The organism is Streptomyces sp. NPDC002669 (assembly GCF_042889165.1).
In the GTDB taxonomy this organism is placed as follows: domain Bacteria; phylum Actinomycetota; class Actinomycetes; order Streptomycetales; family Streptomycetaceae; genus Streptomyces.
Genome location: NZ_JBIAQQ010000012.1, coordinates 58525 through 77258, shown reverse-complemented (window position 1 = coordinate 77258; position 18734 = coordinate 58525). Strand labels below are relative to the sequence as shown.

Annotated in this window: 19 protein-coding genes; 6 read left to right on the top strand and 13 right to left on the bottom strand. The window is 67.0% G+C overall.

The genetic code is table 11. The features are described from left to right. Nucleotides 1-45: 45 nt before the first annotated feature. Entirely contained in the window at nt 46-348 is a 303-nt protein-coding gene (locus ACFYW1_RS19595) for a hypothetical protein (RefSeq protein ID WP_388994223.1), read from the bottom strand. Nucleotides 349-549: 201 nt separating this feature from the next. Between ACFYW1_RS19595 and ACFYW1_RS19590 the strand changes: the two genes are divergently transcribed. The 3 genes from ACFYW1_RS19590 (at nt 550) to ACFYW1_RS19580 (ending at nt 3605) form a co-directional block, all read left to right on the top strand. Then, nucleotides 550-2058 (top strand): MFS transporter, encoded by a 1509-nt coding sequence (locus ACFYW1_RS19590; protein ID WP_388994220.1) that lies wholly within the window; start codon nt 550-552, stop codon nt 2056-2058. Then, a complete protein-coding gene (locus tag ACFYW1_RS19585) occupies nt 2055-2648 on the top strand; it encodes a TetR/AcrR family transcriptional regulator (protein ID WP_388994217.1) in 594 nt (197 codons plus the stop codon). Before ACFYW1_RS19590 ends, ACFYW1_RS19585 begins: the two co-directional genes overlap by 4 nt. A 144-nt stretch (nt 2649-2792) precedes the next feature. After that, a complete protein-coding gene (locus tag ACFYW1_RS19580; RefSeq protein ID WP_388994214.1) occupies nt 2793-3605 on the top strand; it encodes an alpha/beta fold hydrolase in 813 nt (270 codons plus the stop codon). 187 nt (nt 3606-3792) lie between these two features. Here the strand turns inward: ACFYW1_RS19580 and ACFYW1_RS19575 are convergent, their stop codons facing one another. Continuing rightward, nucleotides 3793-4140, bottom strand: a complete 348-nt coding sequence (locus ACFYW1_RS19575; protein ID WP_388994211.1) for a hypothetical protein — start codon at nt 4138-4140, stop codon at nt 3793-3795. Nucleotides 4141-4355: 215 nt separating this feature from the next. Here ACFYW1_RS19575 and cpt point away from each other — a divergent pair, with 215 nt between their 5' ends. Further along, nucleotides 4356-4889 carry a chloramphenicol phosphotransferase CPT gene (cpt, locus tag ACFYW1_RS19570; protein WP_388994208.1) on the top strand — a complete coding sequence of 178 codons (534 nt, stop codon included), beginning with the start codon at nt 4356-4358 and terminating at the stop codon, nt 4887-4889. Between the two features lie 229 nt (nt 4890-5118). Here cpt and ACFYW1_RS19565 read toward each other — a convergent pair whose 3' ends face one another. The 5 genes from ACFYW1_RS19565 to ACFYW1_RS19545 all read right to left on the bottom strand — a co-directional run bounded on the left by ACFYW1_RS19565 (nt 5119) and on the right by ACFYW1_RS19545 (nt 8684). After that, on the bottom strand, nt 5119-5595 hold the full coding sequence (locus tag ACFYW1_RS19565) for a GNAT family N-acetyltransferase (protein WP_388994205.1): 477 nt from the start codon (nt 5593-5595) through the stop codon (nt 5119-5121). 108 nt (nt 5596-5703) lie between these two features. Next, nucleotides 5704-6603, bottom strand: a complete 900-nt coding sequence (locus ACFYW1_RS19560; RefSeq protein WP_388994202.1) for a hypothetical protein — start codon at nt 6601-6603, stop codon at nt 5704-5706. A gap of 239 nt (nt 6604-6842) precedes the next feature. Next, entirely contained in the window at nt 6843-6983 is a 141-nt protein-coding gene (locus ACFYW1_RS19555; RefSeq protein ID WP_388994199.1) for a DUF664 domain-containing protein, read from the bottom strand. 68 nt (nt 6984-7051) lie between these two features. Continuing rightward, nucleotides 7052-8284, bottom strand: coding sequence for an MFS transporter (locus ACFYW1_RS19550; RefSeq protein WP_388994196.1), 1233 nt, complete (start codon nt 8282-8284; stop codon nt 7052-7054). Between the two features lie 88 nt (nt 8285-8372). After that, nucleotides 8373-8684: an ArsR/SmtB family transcription factor gene (locus ACFYW1_RS19545; RefSeq protein ID WP_388994193.1), complete on the bottom strand. Its 312-nt coding sequence runs from the start codon at nt 8682-8684 to the stop codon at nt 8373-8375. 290 nt (nt 8685-8974) lie between these two features. Here ACFYW1_RS19545 and ACFYW1_RS19540 point away from each other — a divergent pair, with 290 nt between their 5' ends. Then, nucleotides 8975-9721 (top strand): LPXTG cell wall anchor domain-containing protein, encoded by a 747-nt coding sequence (locus ACFYW1_RS19540; RefSeq protein WP_388994190.1) that lies wholly within the window; start codon nt 8975-8977, stop codon nt 9719-9721. A 399-nt stretch (nt 9722-10120) separates the two neighbouring features. Here the strand turns inward: ACFYW1_RS19540 and ACFYW1_RS19535 are convergent, their stop codons facing one another. After that, a complete protein-coding gene (locus ACFYW1_RS19535) occupies nt 10121-10876 on the bottom strand; it encodes an HNH endonuclease (protein WP_388994187.1) in 756 nt (251 codons plus the stop codon). Between the two features lie 161 nt (nt 10877-11037). Here ACFYW1_RS19535 and ACFYW1_RS19530 point away from each other — a divergent pair, with 161 nt between their 5' ends. Then, nucleotides 11038-12249, top strand: a complete 1212-nt coding sequence (locus tag ACFYW1_RS19530) for a DNA cytosine methyltransferase (protein ID WP_388994184.1) — start codon at nt 11038-11040, stop codon at nt 12247-12249. Here ACFYW1_RS19530 and ACFYW1_RS19525 read toward each other — a convergent pair. From ACFYW1_RS19525 to ACFYW1_RS19505, 5 genes are all read right to left on the bottom strand, one after another. Further along, nucleotides 12184-12639 carry a very short patch repair endonuclease gene (locus tag ACFYW1_RS19525; RefSeq protein WP_388994181.1) on the bottom strand — a complete coding sequence of 152 codons (456 nt, stop codon included), beginning with the start codon at nt 12637-12639 and terminating at the stop codon, nt 12184-12186. The genes ACFYW1_RS19530 and ACFYW1_RS19525 overlap by 66 nt on opposite strands. Continuing rightward, on the bottom strand, nt 12632-13234 hold the full coding sequence (locus tag ACFYW1_RS19520) for a hypothetical protein (RefSeq protein ID WP_388994177.1): 603 nt from the start codon (nt 13232-13234) through the stop codon (nt 12632-12634). The genes ACFYW1_RS19525 and ACFYW1_RS19520 overlap by 8 nt, the downstream gene beginning before the upstream one ends. 40 nt (nt 13235-13274) lie before the next feature. Next, entirely contained in the window at nt 13275-14690 is a 1416-nt protein-coding gene (locus ACFYW1_RS19515) for a PIN-like domain-containing protein (protein ID WP_388994175.1), read from the bottom strand. Nucleotides 14691-14749: 59 nt separating this feature from the next. Further along, complete coding sequence (locus ACFYW1_RS19510) at nt 14750-15730, bottom strand: NaeI family type II restriction endonuclease (RefSeq protein ID WP_388994173.1); 981 nt, start codon at nt 15728-15730, stop codon at nt 14750-14752. A 74-nt stretch (nt 15731-15804) separates the two neighbouring features. Continuing rightward, on the bottom strand, nt 15805-18714 hold the full coding sequence (locus ACFYW1_RS19505; protein WP_388994170.1) for a Z1 domain-containing protein: 2910 nt from the start codon (nt 18712-18714) through the stop codon (nt 15805-15807). Nucleotides 18715-18734 lie beyond the last annotated feature (20 nt).

Below are 18734 nucleotides of genomic sequence, written 5' to 3'. Positions count from 1 at the left end.
GCCCCTGCCCCGTACGAGGTTCAGGCCGCCCGGTGCGTAAGCGGTTCAGGCCACCCGGCGGGTGACCGCCCACGACGCGGCGGCCATGCCGCCCGCCACGGCGAAGACGGCGGGCCAGGCGCCGACCTTCTTGGCCAGCGGGTGCGAACCGGCGAACGCGGCGACGTACGCCGTGGTCAGCCCGACGGCCGCGCGCGGTCCCGCCTGCCGGTTCCACTCGTAGGCGGCGGCGGTGCCCGCGGCGGCGAGGGCCACCCCGCCCAGCGGCCGCTTCCCGGTCCATCGCGCCACGGCGTAGCCGCCGACCAGCCCGCTCGCCGCCACCGCCGCTGCCGGAACCTTCGCCATCGCCGCCACCTTCGCCTTCATGTCTCGGTAGTCCGGGCCCGAGCCCGGTTCTTCGAGGCTAACCCGATGCCGGGGACAACCGTCGCCAAGGGGGTGCACAGACGTTTACCCTGGGGGTGAACACGCGTACACCCCGGCCCGGTGCCGGGCCCCGGCCGTCCCGCGTCCGGACCCGCCCGCCCCGCATCCGTACGGAGAGCCATGCCCGCGGACATACCCGCCACCGCCGCCCCGACCGTCGCCGACGAGGCCCCGCACCCCCGCTTCGCCGTCGGCGTGCTGGCCTTCTGCGGCGTCGTGGTCGCGGTCATGCAGACGATCGTCGTCCCGCTGCTCCCGCACATCCCGGCCCTCACGGGCGCGACCCCGGCCGCCGCGAGCTGGCTGGTCACCGTCACGCTCCTCACCGGCGCCGTCTTCACGCCCGTCCTGGGCCGGGTCGGCGACATGTACGGCAAGCGGCGGGTGCTCGTCGCCTCGCTCGTGGTGCTGGTGGCGGGGTCGGTGCTGTGCGCGACCAGCTCCCACATCGGGGTGCTGATCACCGGCCGCGCCCTCCAGGGCGCGGCGCTCGCCGTCGTCCCCCTGGGCATCAGCATCCTGCGCGACGAACTCCCGCCCGCCCGGGTGCTGTCCGCCGTGGCGCTGATGAGCTCGACGCTCGGCATCGGCGCGGCGGTCGGCCTGCCGGTCGCGGCCCTCGTCGTCGAGCACTTCGACTGGCACACGATGTTCTGGGTGTCCGGGGCGATCGGCGTCCTCGACATCGTGCTGGTGCTGTGCCTCGTACCGGAATCGTCGCTCCGCACCCGCGGCCGTTTCGACGCGGTCGGCGCGCTGGGCCTCTCCGGGGTCCTGGTCTGTCTGCTGCTGGCGGTCACCCAGGGCGCCGACTGGGGCTGGACGTCGGCCCGGACGGTGGGCCTGCTGGTGCTCGCCGTCGTCGTGGCACCGGTCTGGGGCAGGTACGAGCTGCGCGTCCCGACGCCCATGGTCGACCTGCGGGTGTCGGCCCGGCCGTCCGTCCTGCTCACCCACGCCGCGGCCCTCCTGATCGGCTTCGCCTTCTACGCGAACTCCCTGGTCACCGCGCAGATGGTGCAGGAACCGAAGGAGACGGGCTACGGGCTCGGCGCCTCGCTCGTCGTCAGCGGGCTCTGTCTGCTGCCGGGCGGCGTGATGATGGTGGCGCTCTCACCGGTCTCGGCGAGGATCTCCGCGAAGTACGGCCCGAAGGTCAGCCTGCTGCTGGCGGCCGGGGTGATCGCGGCCGGTTACGTGGTGCGTTACTTCACCAGCCACAGCCTCTGGCTGATCGTCGCCGGTGCGACGGTCGTCGCCTCGGGCACGGCCATCGCGTACTCGGCGCTGCCCGCGCTGGTCATGCGCGGGGTACCGGTGAGCGAGACCGCCGCGGCCAACGGGCTCAACACGCTGATGAGGTCGATCGGCCAGGCGCTCTGCAGCGCGACGGTGGCCGCCGTCCTCACCGGCCTCACGTTCCGGGTGGGCGGCAGGACGGCCCCGACCCTCCACGCGTACCAGCTGGTCTTCCTGGTCGCGGCGGGCGCGGCGCTCGCGGCACTGCTGGTCACCCTGTTCCTGCCGGGCCGCCGAGTCCTCGCGGCGGGTACGGTCGAAGGGAACCGCGATGTCCCGGGCGGACCGGGCAACGGGGCGCGGAAGGTACCGACTCAGGAGAGCGCATGACCAGCGGCCAGGCCACCGTACCGGCGCCGGCCCGGGGAACCGCCTCGGCCGTGCACCCGGGAACCGGCCGGGGGGCCATCCTGCGCGCCGCCCGCCGGGCGTTCACCCAGCGCCCGTACGCCGAGGTCACCATCAGGGGGATAGCGGCCGACGCGGGGGTGAGCCCCTCCCTGGTCGTCAAGCACTTCGGCCGCAAGGACGAACTCTTCGACACCGTCGCCGACTTCGGCCCCGCCGCCGCGGAACTCTTCGACGCGCCGCTCGACGCCCTGGGCCGCCACATGGTGGTGACGCTGGTGAACAGCCGCCGGGAGACGCAGACCGACCCGCTGCTGCGCGTCGTCTTCTCGCTCGGCAACCGCGACGAACGCTCCCTGCTGCGCGACCGCTTCCACGAACAGGTCACCGAGGCCCTGACCGCCCGCCTCACCGGCCCCGAACGCGCCCTGCGCGCCGAGCTGATCGCCGGCCACCTCCTCGGCCTCGGCGCCACCCTCGGCCTCCACCGCGACGGCGCGGGCGCGGCCGCCACCCCCGAACACATCGCGGACCTGTACGCGCCCGCGCTCCAGTCCCTGATCACGGGGTGACACGGAGCCCCCGAACGGGCTCCGCCCGGACTTCCCCCGCCCGGACCGGTCCGGGCGATGAGTTTTCCCGGCGGCCGGAGTCGTAACTCCGTCATCACAACGGCACCCCGGCCACGGGCTGCCGACGGAGGAAGGACCACCGGCATGACCGCCATCCATACTCTTCGGGTACCCGGCGCGCACCTGCACTACGAGGTGCGCGGCGCGGGGCCGCTGCTGCTGCTCATGGGGTCGCCGATGGAGGCCGCGGCCTTCGCGTCGCTGGCGGACGCGCTCGCGGGCGACCACACCGTCGTCACCCACGACCCGAGGGGCATCTCCGGCAGCACCCTCGACGACCCCGACGAGGACACCACGGTCGACCGGCGGGCGGACGACGTGGCGGCGATACTGGACGCGCTCGGGGCCGACTCGGCCGACGTGTTCGGCAGCAGCGGCGGCGCGGTGACCGGGCTGGCGCTCGTCACCCGTCACCCGGACCGGGTCCGGACGCTCGTCGCGCACGAGCCGCCCGTCATGGAGATCCTTCCCGACGCGGCCGAGCACCGCGCCCTGACCGAGGACATCATCGGGACCTACCGCCGGGAGGGCCAGGGCGCGGCATGGGCGAAGTTCATGACCGGCGCGGGCTTCGACGCGGAGGTCTGCGAGGAGGCCCCCGCCGGCCCGCACGGCGAGCCCTCGGCGCAGGACGTCGCCAACGGCGACCGCTTCTTCGGCCACGACCTGCGGGCCACCGCCGACTACGTGCCCGACGTCCCGGCGCTGACGGCCGCACCGACCCGGGTCGTCATCGGGATCGGCGCCGCATCGGAGGGCCTGGTCACGTACCGGACGTCCGTCGCGCTGGCGGAACTGCTCGGTGTGCGACCGGCTGAGTTCCCGGGCGACCACGCGGGTTTCCTGGAGGACCCGAACGGGTTCGCCGAGGCCCTGCGCAAGACCCTGGCGGGCTGAGAACGAGCTTGAGGCACTGGGAGCTTGAGGGCTTGGGGGCCTTCGGGGCGTGGGGCTGCGGGGCGTTCATGACGGACGCTGCCGCTCACCCCGGTGTGCGCACACACCGCGCCCCGGTACGGGCGGGACATGGCTCGTACCGGGGCGGCGGCGGTCAGGGGGTACGGGTCGCGGCGCGGCGGCCGGATCAGCTGAAGACGACCGAGCGCAGCTTCAGCCGGCTGGAGGCGTGACCGCCGTCGGGCCGCAGGGTGAAGTAGTCGCCCTGGCAGCCCGGTCCGGTGAAGACCGTCGCGCTGGAGTCGGTGAGGTTCTGCGGGGTGTGGGCCGGGTACGACGAGTTGGGGTCGGCGACCTCGGGCAGCGTGATGCACACCCGGCTCGGCGGGTCGATGAGGAAGCCCACCTGCGGCGAGCCGTCGAGACCGGTGTACGTGTACGAGAAGTCTCCGGTGGCCGCGTGGGCCGAGGCCGGCAGGGCGACGACGAGCGCGAGCGCGCCGAGGGCGGCTGCCACGGTGGAACGAAGGCGCATGGAAGGGCACTCCTTGGTGGGGGATCGGAACCGGCCCAAGTCTGTGCCGCTGAACGGCGGTCACCGCCGAAAGCCGGGCCCCGCCACCCGGATGGCAGCTGCCGAATCGGTTCTTCCGACGCCAACCGGGTCATGCCCGTAACCTGCGAGGAGTCCTGTCCGGACCGGTCGGCCGGCGCTTCCGGACCGTTGTGTTCACGCTTTAGTGTGATCCGATGAAGACGCGTGTGATTGTGCTCAACGGCGGTTCCAGTTCGGGGAAGACCGGGATCGCCCGGTGCCTGCAGGCGGTGCTGCCGGACCAGTGGCTCTTGCTCGGGGTGGACACCCTGGTCGACGCGATGCCCGCGTCCATGCAGATGTCGGACGAGGGCATCGGGTTCGGCCCCGACGGCGGGGTGACCGTCGGTTCCGGGTTCCGCGAGCTGGAGGCCGCGTGGATCGAGGGCGTCGCCGCGATGGCCCGCGCGGGGGCCGGAATCGTCGTCGACGAGGTCTTCCTCGGCGGTGCCGAATCCCAGCGGCGCTGGCAGCAGGCGCTCGGCGGGGTGGGGGTGTTGTGGGTCGGCGTCCGGTGCGAGGCCGCCGTCGCCGCGGGCCGCGAGACCGCACGGGGCGACCGGACCCCCGGCATGGCGGCCTCGCAGGCGGACATGGTGCACCGGGGCGTGACCTACGACCTGGAGGTGGACACGACGGGGCAGGAATCCATGGAGTGCGCGCGGATCATCGCCGCTCGGGTGGTGTGAGGCCGGGTGGTGTTCCCCGGTCCGCACGCCGACGGCCGAGGAGCATCACCCCAATGATCATTTCCGGCCACAGCGACACCCTCGGTACGGGCGATGTCCGGGGAACGCGTGATGTCCGGGGAACGAGCAACACCCACGCGATGGACACCACCCACGGGCGCCCCCACCCCGCCACAGACCGCCCCGGCGGCCCTGCCTTCCGGCCCTTCCAGCCGTTCCGTCCGCCCGACTACGCGTCGCCGAGCTCCAGTTCACCCACGACCTGATCCCCACTCATCTCACCGGTCGACTTGAAGCCGAGCCGGAGATAGAACCCCTCGGGCCCGTGCGCACCAGGAACCCAGCTCACGGTCACACGGGTCCGACCCCGCCGCCGGATCTCCTCGCAGACCGCTTCCACGGCGAAACGGCCGTATCCCCGCCCCTGCCGATCGGCGGCGATGTTCAGCCGCCACAGTCCGGAACGGAGCCTGTCCTCGGGGTTCTCCGGGTCGAACCGGACGTCGAGGAAGGCCATCACGAAACCGACGAGCCGCTCACCGTCGAAGATCAGTCGTGGCCAGGCGGTGTCGGGGGTCGCGTAGGCATGGGCCAGCGACCAGGCGACCGGCTTCACCAGCCCTGCCTGATCGGGCCGTACTTCCAGTGCACAGGCGGCCTCGACGTTGTCCGAGGTGATCTTTTCGAGGCGGAGCGGTGAGGTCATGGACGCAACCTACAGACCGCTGTCCTGTGCCGTGTACCAGGTTTGCCGGGTGCCGGTGCCGCCGGATCGGCGACGCCGGCACCCGGCGAACTCACCTTGTGGCACGCGTCAGTTGGCGGGCGCCTGGTAGAGGCCACGGCCGGCGCGGTGGGCCCGGGAGGTGGCGACGAGCCGGTCGAGGGTGCTGCGCACGGTGTTGATGCCGTTGGGGGTGAGCTCGCGCCCCAGAGCCTCCGTGACGTCACGGGCGCGGACGGCGGCGTCGCCGGACGCGGCCAGCACCTTCATGACCAGTTCGGTGAGGCTGCCGCTGTCGTCACCGGCCGGTGCGGCAGCCGCCTTCTTCGCGGCCGGGGTCGTGGCCCCGGCCTTCGTGGACCGGCTGGTCCTGGCGGCCTTCTTGGCCGGTGCGGCGGACTTCCTGCTCCGGGCCGCCTTGGTCGCCTTGGCGGGTGCGTCGGAGCCTGCGGCCTCGGCACCCTCATCGGCCCCGTCGGACGCGGGCTTGTCGGCGGCGGCCTTCTTGGCGGCCCGGCCGCGCTCGGCCTTCGGCTTGGCGGCGGCCCGCTTGCGGCCCTTGGGCGCGGCAGGCGCCTTGCGCGTACGGCGACGCGCGGGGGCGGACTCGGTCTCCGCCGACTCCTGTGCGGCCTCCACCGGCGCCTGCACGGCCTCCTCCTGAACGGCGGAGTCGGCGGAGTCCTGTGCCTGCTGCGGAATCCTGGCGGCGGGAACGCTCGCCGGCTCGGCCTCGGCGGCCTCGACCGCGTCCGCTTCCACCGCGGCCTCGGACTCGGCGCCGCCACCGTCCACGACGGGGGCCGGGCTCGGAGCGGACGACAGCGCACGCAGCGCCGTCAGTGCGGTCCGCACCGACTCCAACCGTCCGGTGACGGCGGAAAGTTCCTTCTCCAGGGTCTGCTGGTGCTGTTCGAGGCGCGGAAGTTCCGCCTCCAGCAAGGCAGTTGTCGCATCGATGGTGACCAGTGTGCTGGTCTCTGAGGTCATGTTGTCGCCCTTCTGTCCCGGCCGACCGTTGATGATCGATGTATCGCAGGGTAAGGGGTGTTGTGTTGTGGCCGGAAATTGCCCCTCTGGTGCGAACTGTTCGATCGACACCGTCAGCACTGACCGACAGTCTCCCGAAACCCCGGGCGCTGTGCCCCGGAGATGGCGAATGACCCACTCGTTCGGCCGCATGCCCGTCACCGACGAGGTGGTTTTCGACCCCGCCGTCGTACCGGCCGTCAGTCGTCGGGGCCCGCATCACCACCACCGCGCGAGGCTGCCCCCACCATGCGCGTTGTGGTGCCGGCACCGTCCAGGGCCTCCCGGATGATGTCCGCGTGCCCGCTGTGATGGGCGATCTCCCGGAAGATGTATGACAACAGGGGTGCCCACGGGCGTCCGACCGGTTTCGCGACAACCCGGTGCGCACCCCGCCCGTCCCACTCCCTCAGGCACCCGCCTCGACCCCGGCCGCCCGCTCACCGACACGGCCACGTCCGCCACCGACGGAGACCGGGCCCCGCCCATGCCCGCGGTCCAGCCCCAGCCGCAGAGCCACGGCAATCAGCGCGGCCACCGCGAACCCGATCCCGGCGAAGGGGAGTTGACGGGTTCCCCAGCCGGCCATGACCCAGCCGCCGACCGCGGTGCCCACGGTGATGCCCAGGTTCGAGAACGAGATGAAGAGGCTGTTGCCGAACTCGGGCGCGTCGCCCGCGTCCCGCCCCAGCCAGCTCTGGCTCACGACGAGCCCGCCCGAGTGCACGGCGCCCCAGACCAGTACCGCCGGAACCATCGGCGCGAGCAGCGGCCCGACTGCGTACAGCAGTGCGTACACCAGCAGACACAGCACCGGGTAGGCGACGACGGTACGGACGGGGCCGCGTCGCAGCAGGCCGCCGAAGGCGAAGTTCCCGAGGATCATCACGATGCCGAACGCCATCAGCATGGCGCTGACCCAGCTGCCGTCCATGTGCGTGACCCGGCCCAGGAACTCGGCGAAGTAGCCGTAGACAGAGAACATCGAGGCGAAGACGAGGACGACGGACACGATGGTCAGCCACATGCGGGGCCGCTTCAGAATGCCCAACTGGTCGCCGTGGGAGAGCCGTCGGCCGTGCTCGACGGGCATGGGCGGGACGAAGCGCAGGATGCCCAGGAAGGCGACCAGGTTGACGAGCGTGCCGAACCAGAACGCCGATGCCAGTGACAGGTGCTCGGCGAGGTACGAGGTCAGCGGCACACCGAACGCGAAACCGACGGTGACCCCGGCGAACACGGTCGTCGTGGCCCGTGTCGCGTCCTCGGTGGACACCGCCCGGGCCGCGGTCGCGAGCGCGACGGCGAAGAACACGGGGTGGAAGAGCGCGGGAACGACACGGAAGGCGAGCATCACCTCGTACTGCGTGGTGAGCGCGTAGACGGCGTTGGACACGGCGAACACCGCGATCGCCGCGGCGAGCACCTTCTTGCGGTCGATGCCGGAGACGAGCAGCGTGGTGAACGGCCCGGACACCGCGATGACCAGGGCGAAGACCCCGACGAGCCAGCCGGCGGCGGACGGACTGACGCCGAGTTCGGCCGAGACCCGGGGAAGTACGCCGACCATGCCCATCTCGGTGGTGATGATCCCGAACACGCCCAGGGCGAGCACGGGAACGGTGAGGGAGGTCTTTCGCATCGGAACGAACAAAACCTTTCTTCAAATCTAGAAAAATAGATGAATTGAAGCGGGAGTCGGGCCGGTGCGGGTGACCGGCCCCGGAGGGTTACAGCTCGTCGCGGACGTGCGCCGCGAACTCGGAGATCGCCGACTCGTTGCGCCGGTAGTACGTCCACTTGCCGATGCGCTCCGAGGTGAGCAGCCCGGCGTCCTTCAGGGTCTGGAGGTAGCCGGAGACCACCGACTGGGCCAGCCCGGCGCGCTTCTGGATGTCGCCGACGCAGACGCCGATGTGGAAACCGAGCCCCTGCTGCCGGTAGGAGTCCTCGTCGAAGTACTTCTCCGGTTCCTTGAGCCACTGCATGAACTGCAGGCGGGCGGGGTTGGCGAGTGCCTTGTGCACGGTCAGGGGATCCATGGTCGCCTCTTCTCTCTCCCGCGATTCGCATCTAGCTTTCGCGATATGTAGCGTCAAGTCAAATCGCGAGACCGGACCTCTGCGGGCCGCCGGGTGACGGAGGATGGGTGGCGGGCGGAGCCCCGCTCGGGTGGCCTCGAACCTCGTGACCCCAATCGTTATGTCGAGCCAGTGCGACAAATCGCAGATTGGGTGACATAGGCGTACCGACGCGCCTTGACGGGCCCATGAGGCCGAAGGAGGCTGAGGCGCCCCCCACGGAAGCCCATCTCCCACTTGTTGGAATGTCTATGCGCCCTCTTGCTTCCGCAGGCACGCTCGCAGCGGCCGTCGCCGCGACGATGCTGCTGGCCCCTGCCGCCCATGCCACCCCTCCCGGCGACAACGGCACCGTGAAGATCCACGATGCCAAGACCGGCGAGGAGCTCCGTAAGAACGAGCCCCACGTGTGCACCTTCTACCTCGACGCCTTCGGCTTCGACGGTGGTCAGAACGTCGACTGGCGCATCGAGGCGTGGGCCCCGACCGCCGGCGTCAAGGGCGAGGTCGTGAAGACCGGCTCGCTGAAGCTCGACGCCGAGGGGCACGGCCGTACGCCGGACCAGTCCCTGCCGGACGGCCACTACAAGCTGTTCTGGAACTTCGACGGCGAGCACGGCCGCGCCAAGCACAAGGTCTTCTGGACCGACTGCGACGGCGAGAAGCCCGGCGGCGGCAAGCCGACGCCCTCCACCGGCGAGTCGACCCCCGGCGCCCCGTCCTCCGAGCCCTCCACCCCGTCGGCCCCGTCCTCCGGCCCGGCGAACCCGAGCGGAGAACCCACGCCGTCCACCCCCGGAGGCGCCGTCCCCACCCCGCAGTCCTCCGTCTCCTCCCCGCCCGCATCGGCATCGCCCTCGCCGTCCGGGCCCACCGGGGGTGACCTCGCCGAGACCGGCACGGGCGCCCCCGTCGGCCTGCTGTCCGCAGCAGCCGCCGCCCTCGTGGCAGCAGGCGCCTACCTGGCCCTCCGCCGCCGCAAGGCCCAGCAGCACTGACGGGCCCACCGCTCCACCGGCCCCCGAGGCCCCGCTGCCCCCGCACGCCGTCGTGGTGTGCGGGGGCAGTGTTGTGCGCGGCCCAGGGTGGTAGAGAAGGAAGGTGCGGGCAGTTCTGGACGCCAGGCTCCGAGAGGTCTGTTTTGCGGGCCCAGGTGAGCGGCTCACCGGTTCACACCTACCTGTACATCTCGGAAGGGTGCAGCCCAAGGTCAGTAAAGTAACCAGACAGCCGACTGCGCATGCCACGTCTTCCTCAAGTGCGTGGCCGCTCAGACACACTGGAGTCTTGGAGTGTTGGCGGGGGCTGACAGAGTGCTGTATCGCCTTGATGAGGTTCATGTAGAGACTTGCGGTACGAGCTGCCAGGCGCAAACTACTGATGGGGCCGGAGGCACCTCAGAGCGGGGTGGGGGTTTCCGACGAGCGGGCAATCTCGGCACGTAGTGCGCTAGGTGTGCGCCAGGATTCTCCAGAACGGATCTTATGGCACATGCGGTGGCAGTTAGCGCACAAGAATGCCAAATCATCCAGCTTGGTTTCGTGAGGCCCCGACACATGAAGGGGCAGCCGGTGGTGAACCTCGATGTACCCCTTGCCGAGAGGTCCGTAGAAACGGCGGAAATCGAAGTCGCAGACCTCACACTGCAAGGGCAGCCCCAGCCTGTCCGCGCGCGCGATCTTGCGGGCACGGAGATTGCGGTCACGCTCACGGTGTAGGGCCCAGCGGGCGAGGAGGCGGCCTTCAATCGCAGAATTGCCCTCGTCGTCGATCTCATCAGGGTCCTCTGGCATCTTGTACAGCGCGCCCGTACTGAGCCCCAGTCTCAGGGCAGCGGAAGCCGCGAGCATCTCAGTGGGCCGGGTAACGAAGGCAGCTATTACCTCCTTGTCCAGTCGGCCGCCCTTGGTGGGGGCGCCGGTGTAGGCAGGGTGGTTCGAGGCCAGATCGGAAGTTTTGCGACTCACGCTGCCAGTGGACCTAAACTTCGGGATAGTCTGCGCGGCACCTTCGTGGATGGGCAGAGAGCGGAGCAGCCCAGACAGGTCGAGAACGCGAGGGTCACCCTCGCGGAGCTCATTCCAGTCGTTCCCGACCACGAGCGCACAGGCCAGCAGCAGCTCATCGCGGGTCCATGCAGGGCTTCTCGGCATGGGTCATATCGTATGAGTGTTTGCTGTCACGTGAGGGGCAGTCGGAGTGTATGGATGTGTGACGCACACTTGAAGGCAGTCGCGTTGTCAGTGGGGTCTGTCACCCTCTGTGATGACTGGCGGAAACCGGTGCCAGTCGGACATGTTTGGAAGGAGGGTGTATGACCAGCACCAAGAGGACGTTCACCTCGGTTGAGATCTGCGCTGGCGCAGGTGGGCAGGCCCTGGGTCTGCATAACGCGCTGTTCAGGCATCTGGCGTTGATCGAGATCGACCCCCACGCGGTGGAGACCCTTCGGGAGAATGTGGAAGGGAACCCGGAGTGGGAAGGGTGCATGGTCAAGCAGGCCGACCTGAAGGAGCTCCCTCCGGAGGACCTGAGGCGCGAGTTGGGGCTAGAGCCTGGAGACCTTGATCTGCTGGCAGGAGGCGTGCCTTGCCCGCCGTTCTCGGTTGCTGGGAAGCAGCTGGGCCGGGATGACGAGCGGGATCTGTTTCCGACGATGCTTGACCTGGTTCAAGAGCTTGAGCCTAAAGCGGTAATGATCGAAAACGTCCGCGGCCTGCTGGAACCAAGGGAGAAGTTTCAGGGGTACCGAGAAGAGCTTCTGGAGCGCCTTGAGTCCATGGGCTACGAGAAGTGCTATTGGGAGGTGCTGGAAGCCAGAAATTATGGCGTCCCGCAGCTCAGGCCTCGCGCCATTCTGGTAGCTCTAAAGAGGGCGTATGTTCCCTTCTTCGCCCACACCAAGCCGGCGAAGCGCTCGCTTCGTACGGTGGGTGCAGCTTTGGAAGAGAGCATGGCTGAGCGCTTTGCGGAGGTGGATGACCCACGAGCTGAGGGCGTGCTGAAGAAATGGAGGGAGAAAGCCTTCAAAGGCGTTGCGCCCACGCTTGTCGGTGGATCTAAGAAGCATGGCGGTGCTGACCTGGGGCCGACTCGAGCCAAGAAAGCATGGGAAGCGCTTGGCATCTGCGGGCTTGGAGTGGCGAATGACTCAGAGGAAATGAAGAGGCAGGGCAGCCAAGAGCGCGATCTCTTTGCCGAGGCAGGTCCGAAACTCACTGTTGAGCAAGCTGCGATCATCCAGGGTTTCCCGCCGAGCTGGAAGTTCAAAGGCAGGAAGACCGCCGCTTACCGGCAAGTAGGGAATGCTTTTCCGCCGCCTGTTGCGCAGGCAGTCGGGGAGCAAATTATTGCTGCGCTCAAGGCCGCTAAAGCCGCTGGAGTCGTAGCCCCTGTGCGGGAGCCGAGCTCCCAGATCCAAGGGCGGGACAGCGAACTGTTGTTCAAGCTGGCGGACCTCTCAATGCCTGCCATCCCGCAGGCGGCTGACCGCCGTAGCGATCGCGAGGGCGCAGTTGTCGGGTGACTCGTGTTCCCAGAACCGGAGTACCGTCCATCCCGCTTCGCGGAGGCGTTCGTCTGTGTCTCTATCACGGGTGATATTGCGCAAGACCTTGTCAGACCAGTAGCCGGGGTTGGTTTTTGGGGAGACGTAATGCTCTGGGCAGCCGTGCCAGTAGCAGCCGTCGATGAAGACAGCAAGCTTTGCCGGGCGGAACACGATGTCTGCCGTCCGGCGAAGCTCCGGCAGTGGTTTTGCCGCTACTCGGTAGCGCAACCCCTGCGCGTGCAAAAGTCTCCGAATCAGCAACTCTGGCTTGGTGTCCCGGCTTCGAATTGCTTGCATGTTCCGGCGTCGGGCAGCAGATGAAGCCCAGGATCCTTCCGGAGGTTCCCAGTTACTGTCGCTAGCCATTATCAGGGATGCCTGCCTCCCTTAGAATGCGCCGCTTCTCACCCTCGCTGAACGCTTTTGTTCGTCGCGTATTATTTCTCACGATGGCAGGAATCATATCAAAATCTAGCTTGAGTGATCTGAGTTCGTATACGCTGATTTCTTCAATCTCATACCAATTCAGGTCAAGTCCGAGCTCGCGAAGCTCGCGCGCTCGCCGCTCGGTATGCACGTTATCCCCGGTTGCGATGCGCAGCATCGCTGCCGGAACTGGTTGTGTTAGGTTCTCCTGAAGTAGAGAAAAAAGATTCTCGTGCGTCTTCCCGCTGTACGGGGTGCTGAGGAGATTCGCCGGAACCTTTCCGCGGTAGCGAGCGTGCATTTCCTTTCGGATTTTTTCGTGCAGCAACCTGAACTGCTGATTTTCGGTAGGGAGGTGCTCAAGCATTCGAGACTGAATAGCTCGCGCGGTGATATCCTTGGCATATGTGTAAGCTTCGAATAGCGGCTGGGGAGACTCGTGATCCGAGAGCTCTGAGAGCAGAACTCTCAAGGCGTGTTCGGCGTCGAGTTTGAGTCGCTGCCATTCCCCATCTGAAGAACAATCTTTATTCATGGGTAGCTCCATTCTTTGGTGGGGGCTGATGAGGGTTTGCTTAAAGAGTTTCTTGATCGGTGATCTCTATGGCCAGCTGCTGGGCCGCGAGTCCCTGCAGGATCTTTCTATCGCGACGAGTTGAATCGTTGACCGCCTGTACGAACCATGGGGCGATCCACGAGGAGCTTCGGTAGGGCCATTCGCCTAGGTGAAGGCGGATTCCTGGGATCCAGCCCGGATCGGGCTGGGCCACCGAGCGGGTTGCTGCTGTAACCGCAACATCCGGTTCATCGTCGAAACGGGGGCGCCGTTCCAGCTGTGCGGTTGCGCCGATCAGCCACCAGAGGAACGGCAGGCGATGGGCTGGATCGCTGATGCTGTCCAACGCTGCTTCTTCCAGGCCTGCTGCTTTGAAAGATGCGGCAACGAGATTAGCCGGAGGGCGGGTGCTGACAGCTTCCTTTTCCGTGATCACTGCCTCGACAGGGTTCACGGCCGCGCGGTCGATCTCTGCGTAGGTTGCCTCTGCGATTTCTGCGTGAAGAAAGCGGTTGACGCCTCGGTAGAAATCTCCTGGAGTCTCAATTCGCAACTCGGCGCCTGTGCGCAATCTCAATTCACTGGCCAAGGAAGGCCAAGGGCGAGGGGTGCTCCGTCCCTCACCTGGCGGCTGGTACCAGTCTTCCTTCGTATCGTTTGAGACGAAGAGCAGATGGGATCGATCTGTTGAATCTGCCATGTAGGAAATAGTTTCTTCCCAGAGCAGGAAGTCGCCAGAAGATGACAGGGGTGTTTCTTTTCTTGCGTCCTTAAATCCTGGAGGGATCAGATTGGGAAACCTGTACGTCGATGCTTCCCTGACGCGCTGCCGGGTTTTTGTCGGGCTCGGTGGTTTGGCGACTTGATCGCCGAACAAGACTGCGACCTGAGACAGGACAGCGTCACTCTCGCTGCCAGGAGATATGGAGATGTCGTACTCCGACAGGCCAGTCAGCTGCCTTTCGAGCTCCTTGCTCCAATTGCTGAGTAGCTCATCAATGGCCTTATTTGAGATCTGTGCTTCAAGCTCACTGCTTGCGACGGTGTCCTGAGCGTATTTGATCAGCATTTTCTGAGTGTGCGCCCGGGCTTCTTTGATCGCTGCTTTGGCGTCGCTGAGCTTGTTTCTAAGGATCCGACGAGCTTCCTCGAGAGCCTTTTTTCTTCCGATGATGACGCGATGGCGATTCTGGACAAACTCCAGCCCGACCTGGTGGGGGAGCCATAGCCGCGACTGCACGCTCTGAAGAGCATCTAGTACCTGATGGCGTGCTGTGGGGGTGTACTCATACAGGCTGAGCAGGACATTCGTGTCGAGGACTACGATCCCGTCTGTGAAGAAACGAGCCCGGTCTGGATCATTTTCGGACGGGCCCTTCTTAATCCAGTCCCGGTACTGCTTGATCAACGGGAGTTCGCTCTCAAGGCCAGTCACTGCTCAACTCCTCGGTCTCAGGAAGGCGCTGTGATGATCTTTTCTTTGGTGCGGCGACGCTACTGACCGTTCTCGCTCCTGCCCTCCTGGGCATCTGGCAGCTGCGGAGCTGCTTCCACGGCGTCCCCCGGTTGAGCCACGACCCAGAACTCCCCGTCAATCTCAGCCTGAGGGCGGCCGGTGTGTTCAGACCGGGCGCGTACGACGCGATGCGCGACGAACTCACCTTCCTCTGGTACTGGGCCGCCCAGAGCCTGGGCCACTGCCCTATGAGGTTGGTAGTCGCCCAGGATGATGATTCCTTCTGGGCGAAGTGCAGGTCGTGCGCGCCCCTTGCTCCCCTCGCGTACGCGCGCCATGTAGTCAAGCTGCTGAGCAGCGGTGCGCACTACGCCGCGGCCGATCCGCTTCCCGTGGACAGAACGGAACAGCTCACGGACACGTGCCTGCCCCTTCTTCTTTCCTGGGATGAGGATCCGTTCCCGTGTTGCCGGGTCGAGGTGGAGCAGGACGTTCTCCGGGAGCGTTGCATCTTTCCAGAGCCAGATGATTTTGTTCCGATGTTCTGCCTTGATGGTGAACTTCATGTCCCGGTTGGTTCCACCATTGAGCCATTCGCGCTTGATGCGCAGCAGGCCGGCGCTCCAGCGGCTTTGGTAGTCATCTGCCCAGACAAGGAGGCAGAGGTGCCCTTCTGCTTCCGGTGGAATCATCCAGGAGCCGTATTTCTGGGAGTATTTACAGTCGACATCGATGCCCTCTATGCGGTAATCCATGTCGATTCCGTCTTCGAACTCGAACTCGCGCTGTAGGTTGATCTCTACAAGAGTTCCTGCATGCGTTTTCTCGGTCTTGAAAAGAGTCTTCCAGTCGTACCGCCCGGTGGCTTCACCATTGAGCAATTGATCAATGGTCTCACGTAGCACGCGGGAGAAGCGTGCCCCGTCGGGGTCAAGCTTCATCAGGTGCTGGTGAACCAGCATGAGCTCGGGATCGTCACAGACACCAGGCGCTGGCCCAGGGAGTTCAAACAGGGTCACTCTGCATTCCTTTGCGAGACAAGAAGAACGTGATGATAACTGTCCTGACTCCCAGGGCCCGCGTGGAGTTCCCGTCAGGACGAAGTCTCCTCCACGAAGATGGCGTTGGTGTGCCGGGAGTCCTTCGCCTGGAACCGGAGCAGGCGGCGTGATGAGTCGATGGCGGATGTAGGCGGGATCAGAGTGAAGGCCATGATGACCCTTGATGGATCGGCGATGCCGCCAGGTGCGGCTGAGCGAGTGTCAACCTCGCTATGGCCTTCCACGATTGGATACAGAAGGACCACGCCGGTGGATGTGCCAAAGGCGTTCTCGAGGGACCCGGCATCGTCGATCATGCGCTGCGCTGCTGTCCGGTGCTCCAGGCCTGCAATGCGGCCGAATGCGGACTTACCCGCCTGGCGGCTACGGCGTACGAGGGAGAAGGGCGCTGATCCGAGAATGCTCGCTTCTACCCGGTTGGGCAGTGATAGCTGTGGGGAGATGATCAGCCAGTCATCTACTTTGGCCAGCCTGCCGTCCAGTTGGGAGAGATAAGCCAGGTGGGGCTGGAAGAGGTCAGCGCGCTCCCACTCGAGTCCGGCCAGAACGCTCATGAGTTCCAGATGGGGCACTCGAGCGGTAAGTGCAGAGAAGCTCCGGGTGAGCGAACTCGTGCGATCTGGAGGATTGGTGAACGTAACGGGAGTTGTGCTGAAGGAGTTGAGCAGCGGCCCCCAGCGCTCGGTGTTGCGATTAATCGCCGCGGCATCCGTGGGGTATGCGGCAGGTTCGATAGGCTGGCCCGGCGAACGGATTTCCACCAGCTCCGCGTTGAACATCTTGTTGCGGCCGCTCGGCTTGATCCACGGCAGGTGCTGGGAGACCAGCGGGGGGATCTGGGCGGGGGTCACCTGGGGTTTGCCGTCCACCAGTTCCGCGTAGCGCGAGAGCTGGGAGCGGAAGGTCTCCTCGTCGCGGCAGATCGCCTCGAACGCCTCGTACAGGTCGACCGTCCGTGTCTTCGTCAGTGGTTCCTCGCGGCCGATGTAGAGGCGGACCAGGTCGCGGTAGCCGGGGCGGAAGCCGAACCAGCGGCCCATCTGCATCAGGGTGTCCGCCTGGCGGGTGGTGCGGCGGTAGTAGGTGACGGTGAGGCCCTCGACCGTGAAGCCGCGGGAGAGCTTCGTGCCGCCGACCAGGATCTTCCAGACGTTCGGTGTCCGGTCGAAGTCCAGGTCCACCTGGGAGAAGTAGCGGTCCGTGTCGCCGTTGACGACCACGACCGGGTTGCCGCCCGCGTTGATGAGCTGACGGGCGCGGGAGACGTACGGGCGCAGCTCGGCGTAGTCGGACGGGGTCGGGAGGCCGTCGTCCGCGTGGCGGGCGAAGTCGTCGGCGAGCAGCCCCTCCAGGCGGGCGTGGCCCTCGTGGGAGGTGTAACCCGCCCGGTGCCAAAGGGTGTTGATGCGCAGCGCCAGGTCCGCGTGGTCGTCCATCTTCACCGATTCGTGCACCAGCATCGTGTGGTGGCGGAACGGCCCCTCGGGGACTCCGCGATCGATGCGGTACAGCTTCAGCGCACCGGTGAGGACGAACGCGTCCATCGCCTCCTGGAGACGGTCGCCGGTGTCGTCGTAAATGCCCCGTACGTGGGTCTCCTCGGCGGTCCCCCCGCCGTCCAGGTCGTGGAAGTCCTGTACGCCCATGTAACCGGTGGGGCGGGGCAGGGAGATGAGGAAGTCGCGCGGGAAGATGTCCTCGCCGTCGCTCGGGTCGATGAAGACGTTCGCGAACGGGGTGGCGGTGTAGCCGACGTACTGGGCGCGCGGGAGCAGGCCCAGGAGCTGGGAGATCAGACCGTTGATCGCGGTGCGCTGCGTCCGGCCCGATTCCCACTTCTTCGGGTCGGACGTGTTCACGGACGCCTGGTCGGACTCGTCGTCGATGATCAGGGTGGGGATCTCCCGGAGGATCGGGCCGATCTTCCTGAGGTCCTTCACCAGGTTCGTCAGGACGGACTTGTTCTTCTTGACGACCATGACGCGGGCGGCCGCGCGGTGCAGGTTGTCGGGTACGTACAGCGGCAGGTGCTTCTCGCGCTTCTCGATCTCCAGGGCCCCGATGCCCTGGAGGAGGCTGCGGTAGTCGTTGTCCCGGGTGGTGAGGCGCTCGATGTTGAACGGGCGGTGGCCGTGGCCGACGAACTTCGCCGGCCAGTCCTCGTCGTCCTGGTAGTCCACGCCGACCAGCGAATCCGGGTCGGACGGGTCGGCGCCGCGCAGGATGTTCTCCTGCCCGATCAGCTCCATGTCCAGGCGGCGCTGGGTCTGGCCGCGCAGCAGGTTCAGCGTGCCGCCGAGGACGATGACCAGGCGGTAGCCCGCGTCGATGGCCTTCGCCGTGACGCCGGTGAAGTTGGCCGTCTTGCCGGACTGGACATAGCCCACGACCAGGCCGCGGGCGCCGTACGCCTCGGTGCGGGTGGGGTCGGAGAGGCGTTCCACCACGGCGTGGCTCGCCTCGTCCAGGCCGGCTACCGCGGCGTCCGACCAGCCCTTGCGGCGCAGCAGCCGCTCGTAGGAGTTCCAGTAGAAGGAGCGGGCGGCGGCGAGGTCCCGCGAGTACCAGGAGACGAACTCCTTGCTGATGACGGTGGGACCGGGCTCCTTGAAGACCGGGACCGCGGAGTCGAGTGCCTTGCGCAGGTCGGCGCCGAAGCCGAGACGGTCGTACGTGTCCGTGCGGCGGGCGTCCGTGCGCGGCGGGGCGGTGGACCAGCCGGCCTGTTCCGCCAGGTCCCAGCCGGTCAGTGTGCGGTGCCAGAGCGCGGTGAGGGCGTCGCCGGGACCGGCGGCGGCGATCCGGTCCCGGAAGTGACCCAGCTCCGTGTCGGCGGGTTCGTCGGCCTCGGAGAGGACGAAGGCCAGTTTCGCGAAGTGTTTCGGACCTCGCCGCATCGCGGCCAGGACGTCGCCGTGCAGGTTGAACAGGTGGTCGGTCATGAGGGGAGCGGCTTCCTCGG

Coding starts and splice junctions, on each gene's coding strand:
- ACFYW1_RS19545 (WP_388994193.1), bottom strand. CDS start 8,684: ATGGATCCCCTGACCGTGCACAAGGCACTCGCCAACCCCGCCCGCCTG.
- ACFYW1_RS19505 (WP_388994170.1), bottom strand. CDS start 18,714: ATGACCGACCACCTGTTCAACCTGCACGGCGACGTCCTGGCCGCGATG.
- ACFYW1_RS19565 (WP_388994205.1), bottom strand. CDS start 5,595: ATGACCTCACCGCTCCGCCTCGAAAAGATCACCTCGGACAACGTCGAG.
- ACFYW1_RS19560 (WP_388994202.1), bottom strand. CDS start 6,603: ATGACCTCAGAGACCAGCACACTGGTCACCATCGATGCGACAACTGCC.
- ACFYW1_RS19540 (WP_388994190.1), top strand. CDS start 8,975: ATGCGCCCTCTTGCTTCCGCAGGCACGCTCGCAGCGGCCGTCGCCGCG.
- ACFYW1_RS19590 (WP_388994220.1), top strand. CDS start 550: ATGCCCGCGGACATACCCGCCACCGCCGCCCCGACCGTCGCCGACGAG.
- ACFYW1_RS19595 (WP_388994223.1), bottom strand. CDS start 348: ATGGCGAAGGTTCCGGCAGCGGCGGTGGCGGCGAGCGGGCTGGTCGGC.
- ACFYW1_RS19585 (WP_388994217.1), top strand. CDS start 2,055: ATGACCAGCGGCCAGGCCACCGTACCGGCGCCGGCCCGGGGAACCGCC.
- ACFYW1_RS19520 (WP_388994177.1), bottom strand. CDS start 13,234: ATGAATAAAGATTGTTCTTCAGATGGGGAATGGCAGCGACTCAAACTC.
- ACFYW1_RS19535 (WP_388994187.1), bottom strand. CDS start 10,876: ATGCCGAGAAGCCCTGCATGGACCCGCGATGAGCTGCTGCTGGCCTGT.
- ACFYW1_RS19525 (WP_388994181.1), bottom strand. CDS start 12,639: ATGGCTAGCGACAGTAACTGGGAACCTCCGGAAGGATCCTGGGCTTCA.
- ACFYW1_RS19550 (WP_388994196.1), bottom strand. CDS start 8,284: ATGCGAAAGACCTCCCTCACCGTTCCCGTGCTCGCCCTGGGCGTGTTC.
- ACFYW1_RS19575 (WP_388994211.1), bottom strand. CDS start 4,140: ATGCGCCTTCGTTCCACCGTGGCAGCCGCCCTCGGCGCGCTCGCGCTC.
- cpt (WP_388994208.1), top strand. CDS start 4,356: ATGAAGACGCGTGTGATTGTGCTCAACGGCGGTTCCAGTTCGGGGAAG.
- ACFYW1_RS19530 (WP_388994184.1), top strand. CDS start 11,038: ATGACCAGCACCAAGAGGACGTTCACCTCGGTTGAGATCTGCGCTGGC.
- ACFYW1_RS19580 (WP_388994214.1), top strand. CDS start 2,793: ATGACCGCCATCCATACTCTTCGGGTACCCGGCGCGCACCTGCACTAC.